The organism is Brevibacillus borstelensis, assembly GCF_003710865.1.
GTDB classification, from domain to species: domain Bacteria; phylum Bacillota; class Bacilli; order Brevibacillales; family Brevibacillaceae; genus Brevibacillus; species Brevibacillus borstelensis.
In genome coordinates, this window is sequence record NZ_RHHO01000056.1 from 39574 (window position 1) to 51212 (window position 11639).

Below are 11639 nucleotides of genomic sequence, written 5' to 3' on the forward strand. Positions count from 1 at the left end.
GCTTCCTATAAAATAGCAGGGAAGGATGCGTTATACAAATTGAAAAAAACACAAATTTTTTTTGAACCAAATTTGGTTGAGCGGTGAATATAGAGCAAAAGAACCTGCGAGGAGGACAAGTTGTGAAGGAAGCGGAGTTATCCGTCAAGTACCGAAAAGGCGATAGTGCCGGCTTCGAAGAGCTGGTACGGCCTCACTTGGCGATGGCATATCGTACAGCCTTGCTGATCATCCACGATCGGCAGCTGGCTCAGGATGCTGTACAGGAGGCTTTGTTTGAGCTGTATCAGTCTCTGGATCGCTTTGATCCCGACAGAGGCGTGTCGTTTCGGACCTGGTTTGCCAAAATCGTCACGCATCGGGCACTCAACGCCGTTCGCAGACACAAACCTGTCAGCGAATATCAGGAATGGGCCGATGAGTCGACCAATCCTCTGAATAGCGTGATCGAAAGAGAGGAGCAGCAGCAGATTTGGAAGGCCATTTGCGAGATGAAGGTAAAACACCGCACCGTCGTGATTTTGTACTACTACGGAGATTTCAGCGTTGCGGAGATTGCCGAGATGCTTGGCGTATTTGAGGGAACCGTGAAATCCCGGCTGCACCACGCCCGGAAGCTGATTGCCGCCAAACTGCAAGGGCGAGATGACGCACCTCATTTGTCAAAGATAGGAGTGAGTGCAAATGAGTAAGCACGATCAGGAGATTTCTGCCGTATTGCATCGCGTGGCTGAGCAGGAGAAGATTCCGGATTTTGTGATGCCGACAGCAGCGATCCGCCCCAGACCGCGCCAAAGCAAGCGGCATTGGTATCGCTGGGCCTCCATGTCAATCGCCACAGCGGGGGCGGTCTTGTTTGCAGCGGGAGTCGGCACATATGTGTCACCGGATTTTTCCGCCCAGGTAAAGTCATTGATCGGACAGGGAGTTTCGAACAAGACGCATCCGGAGGGAGCTGCACAAGCGGCGCAAGAGAAGGTTCGAGCATTGTTTGGACAGGGAAGCCTGGACAAGGGTATCGAGAGGGCAACGATTGAGGGGCATGCCCGATCGGTCAATGCCTCTGTTACCGACCAAGGCATTACGATTGAAGTCCAGGCGATTATGGCTGATCCTACCCGGGTGTTCGTATCCTACCAAATCAAAAAGACGGACGGGACTCTGATCGATCCACAGGAGATTTGGAAGAACCTTGAGAAAGTCATCGCACTGACGGACGAGAAAAATCAGCGGCTGACCAGCGGAGTCGGTGGAGGAGGGGACAGGGAGAGACATCTCGGTTACCTCAGTTTTACCTTGGAGGATTTGGATAAGCGGCCGGTTCCTGATCAGATGAAGCTGCTCATCGATGTGCGGAAAATCGGAACAATAAAAGGCCACTGGAAGCTGGAGGTGCCGTTTTCCATGAAGGAAGCGATCGCCGCCACCCGCATTATTCCCGTCGATGGCCGGTACACAACGCCGCAAGGGCTGCAAATCTCGCTTCACACGGTAACAGAAGCTCCCTCGTCTACAGTGCTGGGGATTGAAACCAAATGGGATGAAGGAGCGAAAAAGAGGCTTTCACAATATGCCCGGGAGATGACGGGAAAAACGCAAAACCCGGATTACGCTCCTTATGTCCCGTATCAGCAGTATCGCCTGGAGTATCGGATACTGGACAAAAACGGCAATGACGTAACTGCCTATAAAAATGAAGGCCAGGGTCTCGAGCAGGGAATGCTGACGGAGGGACGGGGTTCCGGCGACCGATACGGACACTTTACGTGGAATACTGCCTACGTGCCATTTGGAGAAAGCGGTCCGTTTACGTTTGTGTTGGACGCCGTACATGTGACAGAACCGGCAGACCTGACGTTTTCATTCCAGCCGGAGAAGCTGGCGGCTGAGCCGAAGAGCGTCGAGTACAAGGGAAGTCTGTTTACGGTGAAAAGCTTGAAAGCGGAAGACCCTCGGGTCCGCGAAAACAGTACGGTTCTTACGGTGGAAGCAGCTCTCCGGGACATTTCCTCCATTGAGTATGTTTGGTGGGTAATTACGGATGAGAGCGGGAAGTCCTATCCGATTAACGGCGCTTCCTACGACAGCATCGGGAAAGATGCCCAAGGCAGAGAAATTATGAGGTTCGGTCTGGATGTGGGAGAGATGGAGCAAATCCCGAAACAGCTGACGATTTCCTTATCGGCCGTGACCAAAAGGTATGCGGATGTCGACTGGAGCGTCGAATTGCCGGTCAAGCAAACGAGCAAGACACCGGAGAAATGAGCCTTTTCTGACATGGGGGCATACGTCTTCCCGCAGCCCAAAAAAGCAAAAAAGGGATAGAAGCCCGTGTAATGGCTCCTATCCCCTTTTTTTGTTCCTGAATGCTTAGAGGCACATCCGCAAAATCTCGGCCACATCTTCGCTAGCCAGCTTTTTAAAGCGTCCAATCGGCCCGAACGGCGTTGCCTTCTCGGCCATCAGTTGAAGCTTTTCATCACCGATCTGATAGTCAGCCAGCCTGGTAGGTGCACCGATGCGGGCGAAGAATGCCTCTGTCGCCTCAATCCCGGCGAGGGCAATTTCGTCATCCGTTTTGCCTGCCGGATCGACGCCCCATACCTCTGTCGCGTAGCGCTTGAAGCGCTCCACATTTTCGCGGTAGACATAACGCATCCATTTCGGGAAAATAATCGCCAGACCGCCGCCATGCGGAATGTCGTAGACGGCGCTGACCGCGTGCTCGATGGAGTGGGTAGCCCAGTCGGTTTCCACTCCGACCGGCAGTGTGCCGTTTAATGCCATCGTTCCGCAGTAGAGGATGTTGGCGCGGGCGTCGTAATCTTCCGGATTGGCCAGCACGCGCTCGGCATTTTCGATGACTGTCTTCAGGATGGCTTCCGCAAAGCGCGTTTGCAGCGGGATTTCCGGGGTGTGGCTGAAATACTGTTCAAATACGTGGGACATGATGTCGCACATGCCGTAGATCGTCTGGTCCCGTGGTACGGAGAAGGTATTCTCCGGATCGAGGATCGAGAAGGTCGGGAACGTGGTAGTGCCGCCAAACTTCTCTTGCGTCTCCCAGTTTGTCACCACGCTGCCGCGGTTCATTTCGGAGCCCGTTGCGGCGAGCGTCAGAACGGTGCCGATCGGGAGCGCTTTTTGCGGTGTCGCCTTGCGGGTGTAGAAATCCCAGACGTCCCCTTGGTACGGTACGCCGACAGCGATTGCTTTGGATGCGTCGATCACGCTTCCGCCGCCGACAGCCAAAATCCAATTGACACCCTGCTCTCGGCAAATGCCGATGCCTTTTTTTACAGTCGACAGGCGAGGGTTCGGCTCTACGCCTGCTAGCTCATGAACCTGGCAGCCTGCCTCCTGAAGCAGGGAGATAATTTTGTCGTACAGACCGGTGCGCTTGATGCTGCCGCCTCCGTAAACGAGCAGGACGGAAGCTCCGAGCTTGGCGGCCTTATCCTTCAAATGAGACAATTGTCCCTTTCCGAAAATCAATTCGGTCGGGTTATGGTAAATAAAATTATTCAACGCAAAAAGCCTCCTTTACGAGTCGTACTCTTTTATTGTAGCCAAGGGAAATCAAACAAACCAGGTGACGATGGGCAGCAAAGTGCAGGGAAAAACCGCAAATCCAGCCGAAGGAAACCGATCAAAAACAAAAAGAGATATCGATTCGACAAGAAATGAGAGATTTAGTGGATACCATCCTCGAAACACGGTGGTATAATAGAACGGATGGCTATATGCGCTGTCGTATTTTACCATCTCGCGGCAGCATAAGACGGATGGATGCAAGCTTTGTCGGATAAGGACGGTTATTCATTTATTTGCGTGTGTACATAAAAACGAGGATCTAGAGAGCATAGACATATGGATCTGACAATGTAGGATGTGATTTGCTTGATCGAGATGTTTGACGTCTGGAAAACCTATCCCAATGGCACGAATGCCTTGAAAGGGATCAATATTCGCATCGAAAAGGGCGAATTCGTGTATGTAGTAGGACCGAGCGGTGCGGGAAAATCGACCTTCATCAAGCTGATGTACCGCGAGGAAAAGCCGACGAAGGGGCAGATTTTTCTCGGGGGATTCAATGTTAGCCGGATCAAGGAGCGCCAAATTCCGATGGTGCGGCGCAGTATCGGCGTCGTATTCCAGGATTTCAAGCTGCTCCCGACCTTGAGCGTTTTCGAAAACGTGGCCTTCGCCATGGAAGTCATCGAAGCTTCGCCGAAACAGATCAAGCCGCGCGTCATGGATGTACTGGGGCTTGTCAAGCTGAAGCACAAGGCAAAAATGCTGCCGAGCGAGCTGTCCGGCGGCGAACAGCAGCGTGTCGCGTTGGCGCGGGCGCTGGTAAACAACCCGGGGATCATCATCGCGGACGAACCGACGGGCAACCTGGACCCGGAAACCTCGTGGGAGATCATGAAGCTGTTTGAAGAGATCAACCAGCGGGGAACGACGGTCGTCATGGCTACGCATAACCGGGAGATTGTAAACACCATGAGAAAGCGGGTAGTTGCCATCGAGGCGGGACAAATTGCCCGCGACGAGCAGAGAGGGGAATACGGTTATGAAGATTAGAACGCTGGGACGCCACGCCCGTGAAGGGGTTAAAAACCTCGTCAGAAACGGCTGGATGACCTTCGCTTCCATCAGCGCCGTGACCATTACCCTGCTGATTTTGGGCGTGTTTCTGATTTTGGCGATGAACGTCAACTTCTTCGCCCAAAACGTCGAAAAGCAAGTCGAGATTCGCGTATTTATCGACACCCTTGCGACAAAAGACAACATCGCGTCGCTGGAACAAAATATTAAGTCGATTCCCAAAGTGGCGTCCGTTCAGTTTATTCCGAAAGACGAGGGACTGAAGCAACTGAGGGAGAGCATGGGCGAAAAGGCGTACCTGTTCGAGGGAATGGACAAGGAGAATCCTTTGCCTGACGCCTTTGTCGTCAAGACCAAGCTGCCGCAGGAAACGGCCGCTGTCGCGAGCGAGCTCAAGAAGCTGGAGTTCGTCAGCAGCATCAACTACGGCGAAGGAACGGTGGAAAAGCTGTTTGCCGCCACCGGGGCCGTCCGCAACGTGGGGATCGGCTTCATCATCGGCCTGGGCTTCACCGCGATGTTCCTGATCGCCAATACGATCAAGCTGACGATTGTAGCTCGTCGCAGGGAGATCGAGATCATGAAGCTGGTCGGTGCGACCAACTGGTTTATCCGTTGGCCGTTCTTTGTCGAAGGACTTCTGATGGGCATCATGGGCGCCCTGATTCCGATCGTCATTCTGATTATCAGCTATCACTATCTGGTAGACGCGATCAATGGAAGCCTGATCGCATCGCAAATGTTCCAACTGCTGCCGCTGTTCCCGCTCGTCTATCAAGTGGCATTGGCGCTGCTGGCCATCGGGGCCTTCATCGGCATTTGGGGCAGTCTGGTGTCCGTACGCCGCTTTTTGCGGGTGTAATCACTTACTAGGGAGGAGAACTATGAGGAAGAAGATACTGCTATCCATACTGGTGACAGGCCTTCTGGCTGTCTCCGCCGCACCTTCAACCGTCAGTTGGGCAGCAAGCAAGTCATCCCTAGACAAAATCAATCAGGAATTGAAAGCTATTCAACAAAAAACGAGAGCACAGAAAAAGAAGGTAGAGGCGACCAAGCAACAAATCGCTTCGGTCCAGAAGCAGACAAAAGACCTGGAAACAGAGCTGATGGCGATTGACCTTCGCCGCAACGAAACCCAGAAAAAGCTGGACAAGCTCGAAAACGAGATGGAAGTGACCAAGGTAAAGGCAGCAGAAGCACAGGACCAGCTCGACGAGGCCATCGACCGGGTCGCCAAGCGGGATGCCCTGCTGAAGACGCGTGTCAAGGTTATGTATGAGCGCGGCAACGTCTCTTATCTGGACGTATTGCTGGGCGCGTCCGATTTTGGCGATTTTCTGACCCGCATGCAGGGATTGAAGCTGATTTTGGAGCAGGATACCAAAATTCTCGAAGACAACAAGCGGGACAAAGACACGATTGAAAAGAAGAAAAAAGAGATCGACCACCAGCTCACCGTGTACGCAGGAATGTACGAAGAGGCGGAAGATTTGAAAGCCGAATTGGACAAGCAGTACAAGCGGAGCGTTGTCGTGAAGGCCGAACTGCAAAAGCAAGAAGAGCAGCTGAATGAGAGCCTGGAAGAATACGGCCAGCAATTATTGGCCCTTGTAAAACAGGAAGAGGCAAAGTACGCTGAAAGAGTACGTGCGCTCAGCTCCAGCAGCAACGGCTACAAGGGCGGGCAGCTTGGACTGCCGATCGACGATGGGCTGTTCCGCTGGTCCTCCGGCTTCGGAGTGCGCAGAGACCCGTTTACCGGCCGCTCTGCTGGGCATAATGGAGTAGATATGGCAGCCCCGAAAGGAACTCCGATCAAGGCAGCTGCTCCGGGCATTGTCGTCTTCGCCGGCTACTACGGAGGCTTCGGCAACGCGGTGATGATCAAGCACAGTCCCGAGATTACCACGCTTTACGGGCACATCCGTGAGGGCGGCATCAAGGTGTCGGTGGGACAAAAAGTAGATAAAGGCCAGAAAATTGCCGAGGTCGGATCGACCGGCCGTTCTACAGGCAACCATTTGCATTTCACCGTGTACAAAAACGAAGTGGCTGTCGATCCGATGCCGTACCTTCGCTAGCGCGTTCCGGAGACGTTCAGGCAAATATTGCCTGACAGATTTGCATACACTAGCTGCATACCTTTTCCACCGGGGAGCACAAAGGATGGTGTCGTGACGATGAAATGGAATGGACGTTCCGTGTTTGCCCTCGTGATCGTCACCATGGTCGCGAGCAGCTTTTTGACCATGGGTTTGATGAAGACGTCCGCCGGTTCGAGTAACGCTACGGCTGTTACCGCAGCGGCAGGCTCTCTGTTCACCGGGAGCCAGGAATACCCGAAAGAATTCAAAAAGCTGCTTGATGCGTTTTCGGCCATCAAGCAGGAGTACATTCAGGATGTGACGACGGATCAATTGGTTGAAGGGGCTATCGGCGGCATGGTCGGTTCCCTGAAAGATCCGTACAGCGATTACATGGACCCGACATCGGCGGAAGAATTCAACTCTACGCTGCATTCGACGTTCCAGGGAATCGGTACGGAGGTGACGATGCAGAACGGACGTGTGACCGTGGTATCGCCCTTTAAGGGCTCCCCGGCCGAACGTGCGGGCTTGCGTCCCAACGACCAGATTCTCAGCGTAAACGGCGAGTCGCTCGAAGGGCTTGATCTCCATCAGGCCGTTACCAAAATCCGCGGTCCGAAAGGTACGAAAGCGGTCCTGAAGATCGCCCGTCCGGGAGTAGCAGAGCCGCTCACGGTCGTCTGCGTCCGCGACGATATTCCGATTGAGACAGTGACGAGTCAAATCATGGAGAAGAACGGAGTCAAGGTGGGAGTCATCAGCCTGACGCAATTCTCCTCCGACACATCCAAGCATTTTACGGATCAGTTGACTGATCTGGAGAAAAAGGGAATCGGCGGTTTGATCATTGACGTCCGCGGAAATCCTGGCGGCTATTTGCTGGCTGTGAAGGAAATCGGCGAAACGTTGATACCAAACAAGGGCAAGATCGTCGAAATTGAATACGGTTCTGCCAACAAACAGCGCGAAGAGTATTTTTCCAAGACAGACGCTGCCAAGCCGTACCCGATCGCGGTCCTGATCAACGGCGGCAGCGCGAGCGCGTCGGAGATTCTTGCCGGAGCGATGAGCGAAAGCGGAGGCTACAAGCTCGTCGGGGAGAAATCCTTTGGCAAAGGAACCGTCCAAAGTACGATGGAAATGGCCGACAAGAGCCAGTTGAAGCTGACCATCGCCAAGTGGCTGACGCCAAAAGGCAATTGGATTCACGAAAAAGGCATCGAACCTGACGTGAAAGTAGAGCAGCCTGCGTACTTCAACGCGACTCAATTGCCGACAGACAAAGTGCTTTCTAGGGACATGGCGGGCAGCGATGTCAAGAACCTGCAGTTGATCCTGACCGGGCTGAAGCTCTCTCCGGGCCGTGACGACGGTTACTTTGACGAGAAGACGGAGCAGGCCGTGAAGAAATTCCAGACTGCCCACAAGCTGCCGGCGACCGGAAAGGTTGATCAGGCGACGCGGACAGCGATGGAAGACAGTCTGCGTGAAGAAATACGCAAACCGGAAAATGACCTTCAACTGCAAAAGGCGCTCGAAGTAGTTGCTCAGCAGAACAAGGCAAAATAATCCAGGCGGAAAAGGCAGGGAATCTCCTGCCTTCCGTAGAAATGGTTACCACGGCTATGAATGGCCGTGGTTTCTTTTTTGACTGAAGCTGACAAGAAGAGTGCTGCGATGACGTTGCCAATAGCTTGGCACCGTCACGTTTTCGAAAGCTGTTTATGCGAGGTGAGGCATATGGCGTTGCAAGGTGATGTTCTATCGGTGCTGGCCGGGTTTGGCGGTTTTCTTTTTAACCCTGTTTTTTACGTGTTTCTGCTGTTTATTTATTTGCACTACCGGCGCCAGATGCTGCTGGAAAGACAACTGTTTGCCGTTCGCATTCAATTCCCCCTCCAGCAGACGATTCGCTCTCTCGGCATGGGCATCGTGGGAGGATTGCTGATTTCTCTTTTGGCGGCCGTACTTGGGGTTGCCGTACAAATACAGGATCTCTGGCTGCTGTGGGGTTTTGCGGCAGTTTTGGCCCTAATCCGGCTGCGCTTTCTCTGTTTTGCCTATGGTGCAGGGCTGTTGACGCTTTTTCACGCAGTTGCCAAGGTCTTTCCAGACGTCTCTTCCGTACCCGGGATCGGGCTGCTCTGGGGCATGCTCGTCCAGGCTAAGCCGGTGCCGCTTTTGGCGCTCGTAGCCATCATGCACTTGATTGAGGCCTTTCTGGTCCGTTGGAACAGGGGGCGGGATGCGTCGCCGTTATTCGTGGAGGGACAGCGTGGACGGATTGTCGGGGCTTATCTGCTGCACTCGTTTTGGGTGACGCCGCTTGCGCTGTTCGTGCCTGTAGAGGCGGGAAGCTTTAGCGGATCGCTGTATCCGGGCTGGCCGTTTTTTGCCCCCGGCGCTGCATCCTTTGCGTTGCTGCTGCTCCCTTCGGTCACCGGTTTTTCTGCTTTGACGCAGACGGAGACGCCAGCTCAGCGGGCGGGGCAAATATCCAGGCAATTGGCGCTGTATGCGGTTGTGCTGCTCGGATTGACTGCGCTGGCAGCATTGTGGATGCCGCTGATCCTTCTGGCTGCAGTGTTTGCACTCATCGGCCACGAAGGTCTATTCTGGCTGAGCCAGTGGCAGGAGCGGCAAAAGGCTCCATATTTTATCCAATCCACGCGGGGAATCAAGGTAATGGCAGTTCTTCCGGGGACTCCCGCAGAGGAGATCGGGATCAGGCCGGGAGAAATTATCGTCAAGGTAAATGGCGTATCCGTGCGAAACAAAGAGGATTTGTACCCTGCCTTGCAAGTCAATCCCGCCTTCTGCAAGATGGAAGTGCTCACCCTGGATGGCGAGGTCAAATTCGTCCAGTGCGCCGTATACGCCGGCAACCACCATCAGTTGGGGATTATCGTGGTGCCGGATGCAAATACGAGAGTGTTTGTCGATATGCAGCAAGCAAGCGTTGTTCAACTAGTGAAGCAGAAGCTGGAAAAGATCAATCTCGGAGCGTAAAGGCAGCTTCCAAGGGAAGGCTTATTATCCAACAAAAAAAGCGCGGGAAAAGGCTCTGCGCTTTTTCTATTGGGAGAAAGCAAAAGTGAGCAGACTTCCCGGTTTTTTTATACACTCGCTTTGTAACAAGACAGCCCCTTCACGCGTCTTTTTAGAATAGTGGATAAAGGGGGATACAATCTGCATGAACCGATATAGAAAACATGCGCTGCGCTTATGCGCCGGAACTGTCATAACAGCCAGTCTGCTTTCATTCCCGTTCGCCTCTCCAGGCCAAGCGTCAGCAGCAAAAGCGGCGGCAGCGGTCACTCCTGTACCGGTAGCGATATCCAAGGGGATTCAAAATGTAACCCGGCTGATTCCTGAGCTGCGAAACGGCTCAGTCGTTTACGATGGTCCGGTTGACGGTCCCGGCGTCAGCGGCGATCGAGTCTCGTTTATCATGGCAGGAAATAAAGATGGGGAGCCGCAAGATCAGGCGATATTTGACAGTCAATCAGGAAATCTGCTGGTGCTGGAGCTGAAGCCGTCGGGTGCTTCAACCCACCAAACAGGGCTGCTGACCGAGGAGGTCGTCAGGTCGAGGGCTGCCGCCTTTCTGTATGGCCTTCATCCTTTTGGAAAATCATACGAAGCACGAGACGTCACCCGTCAGGACGGAACTCGCCAAGGCGGAATTCGCCAAGACGAAATGGATCAAGACGGTACGTTTACGGTTCGGTTTGTCCGCAAGCATAACCAAGTAGCGCTGAATGATGCGTACGACTGTTTGGTCACGGTCGATGCGACAGGGCGGATCATTGGCTTTCGCACGCTCAACGGTGCCCTTTATGAACCGATCGATCACAAGGAAATGCCGTCGCCGCAGCGCGTGCTGTCAATGACCACGGCTCACCAGCGCTTTGCAGAAAGCAAGCCGCTGGAGCTGATGTACATGCTGCCGGACCAAGCTGCGCCAGTGTCAGAAGCAGAAGCTCGCCAACCTCAGGCTAGGCTGGTTTATGCCATCAAGGGAGGAATCGTGGAAGGCCCGCATACCGGCAGTGCCATCGATGCCTTTACGGGAAAACGAATGCAGGCCCCTCAGAAAAAGCCGCAAATGGTCTCCTTAGCAGGAAAAGGCAGCTACGCCGCTTTGAAGACTGAGGCGGAGGTAAAAGCATTCGCCAAGGAAATCGCCCGCGCAGACGTAGATAAATGGCCGTTGTCGGTTATTTCAAAGGACATGGAAAACGGAGAACAGCACCGCTTCTATATCTGGGGGATGTTTAACAAAGATGTCGCTGATCAGGAGAAGCCGTACCACCTGGGGAATTTTCCGGACGATGCAAAGGGAGAGAACAGATATCATCTGCTCGTAGAGGTTGAGGCCAAGACGGGCAAGCTGATCAGCATGAAACAAAACGATGGGACGTCTCCCCGGAAAAAAACAGACAAGAGCAGAGACCTCAAATCAGCTGTTTCCTTGATCGAAAAGCTGCTGCCAGCAGGAACTCGGCAGTTCCGGGTTGTTGATGCGGGGAACGAAGAACGGAGCATTTGGCTGGCAGATCCGGTGGTTGGGGGACTGCCTGTGGCAAAAAGCGGGCAAACCGCAGAAGAAGGAGCATACGTCGTTGAGGTCAATCCTTTGGACGGCTCCATCCGCGAGCTGAGAACAGAACCTTACGATCAGGTGAAATTTCCCGAGCGGACCCAAGCCATCTCCGAACAGGCAGCTTTAAATGCCCTGCTGCAAGCATATCCGCTGGAGCTTGTGTATGTGAAGCAGCAGTCAAAGCGGGAGGACAAACCGGAGTGGAAGCTGGTGTATGATCTGTCGTTCCGACAATCGCGTGCCCACTGCTTCTGTGGACCGGACCTCCGGGTGGATACGACCGTTTATGTTGACGCTTTGACCGGAAAAGTAATCGTGGATGAATAAAAGCA

Annotated in this window: 9 protein-coding genes; 8 read left to right on the forward strand and 1 reads right to left on the reverse strand. The window is 53.6% G+C overall.

Going from position 1 to position 11639, the window contains the following annotated elements; all coding sequences use genetic code 11:
• Nucleotides 1-122 precede the first annotated feature (122 nt).
• Together EDM54_RS23530 and EDM54_RS23535 are read left to right on the forward strand one after the other, a co-directional pair.
• The gene (locus EDM54_RS23530) at nt 123-692 is read left to right on the forward strand and encodes an RNA polymerase sigma factor (RefSeq protein WP_031932636.1); all 570 of its coding nucleotides are present in this window, start codon (nt 123-125) and stop codon (nt 690-692) included.
• Nucleotides 685-2265, forward strand: a complete 1581-nt coding sequence (locus EDM54_RS23535) for a DUF4179 domain-containing protein (protein ID WP_122958885.1) — start codon at nt 685-687, stop codon at nt 2263-2265. Before EDM54_RS23530 ends, EDM54_RS23535 begins: the two co-directional genes overlap by 8 nt.
• A 105-nt stretch (nt 2266-2370) precedes the next feature.
• On the opposite strand, the gene EDM54_RS23540 is transcribed toward EDM54_RS23535, so the two are convergent.
• On the reverse strand, nt 2371-3528 hold the full coding sequence (locus EDM54_RS23540) for an iron-containing alcohol dehydrogenase (protein ID WP_024985323.1): 1158 nt from the start codon (nt 3526-3528) through the stop codon (nt 2371-2373).
• Nucleotides 3529-3900: 372 nt separating this feature from the next.
• Here EDM54_RS23540 and ftsE point away from each other — a divergent pair, with 372 nt between their 5' ends.
• From ftsE to EDM54_RS23570, 6 genes are all read left to right on the forward strand, one after another.
• Entirely contained in the window at nt 3901-4587 is a 687-nt protein-coding gene (gene ftsE, locus EDM54_RS23545; protein WP_003388266.1) for a cell division ATP-binding protein FtsE, read from the forward strand.
• The gene (gene ftsX / locus EDM54_RS23550) at nt 4577-5473 is read left to right on the forward strand and encodes a permease-like cell division protein FtsX (protein ID WP_003388264.1); all 897 of its coding nucleotides are present in this window, start codon (nt 4577-4579) and stop codon (nt 5471-5473) included. Before ftsE ends, ftsX begins: the two co-directional genes overlap by 11 nt.
• A 22-nt stretch (nt 5474-5495) precedes the next feature.
• Nucleotides 5496-6695: a murein hydrolase activator EnvC family protein gene (locus EDM54_RS23555; protein WP_003388263.1), complete on the forward strand. Its 1200-nt coding sequence runs from the start codon at nt 5496-5498 to the stop codon at nt 6693-6695.
• 99 nt (nt 6696-6794) lie between these two features.
• Nucleotides 6795-8270 carry a S41 family peptidase gene (locus EDM54_RS23560; RefSeq protein ID WP_003388262.1) on the forward strand — a complete coding sequence of 492 codons (1476 nt, stop codon included), beginning with the start codon at nt 6795-6797 and terminating at the stop codon, nt 8268-8270.
• Between the two features lie 171 nt (nt 8271-8441).
• Nucleotides 8442-9710: a PDZ domain-containing protein gene (locus tag EDM54_RS23565; RefSeq protein ID WP_003388261.1), complete on the forward strand. Its 1269-nt coding sequence runs from the start codon at nt 8442-8444 to the stop codon at nt 9708-9710.
• Between the two features lie 184 nt (nt 9711-9894).
• The gene (locus EDM54_RS23570) at nt 9895-11634 is read left to right on the forward strand and encodes a hypothetical protein (protein WP_122958886.1); all 1740 of its coding nucleotides are present in this window, start codon (nt 9895-9897) and stop codon (nt 11632-11634) included.
• Nucleotides 11635-11639: the final 5 nt, after the last annotated feature.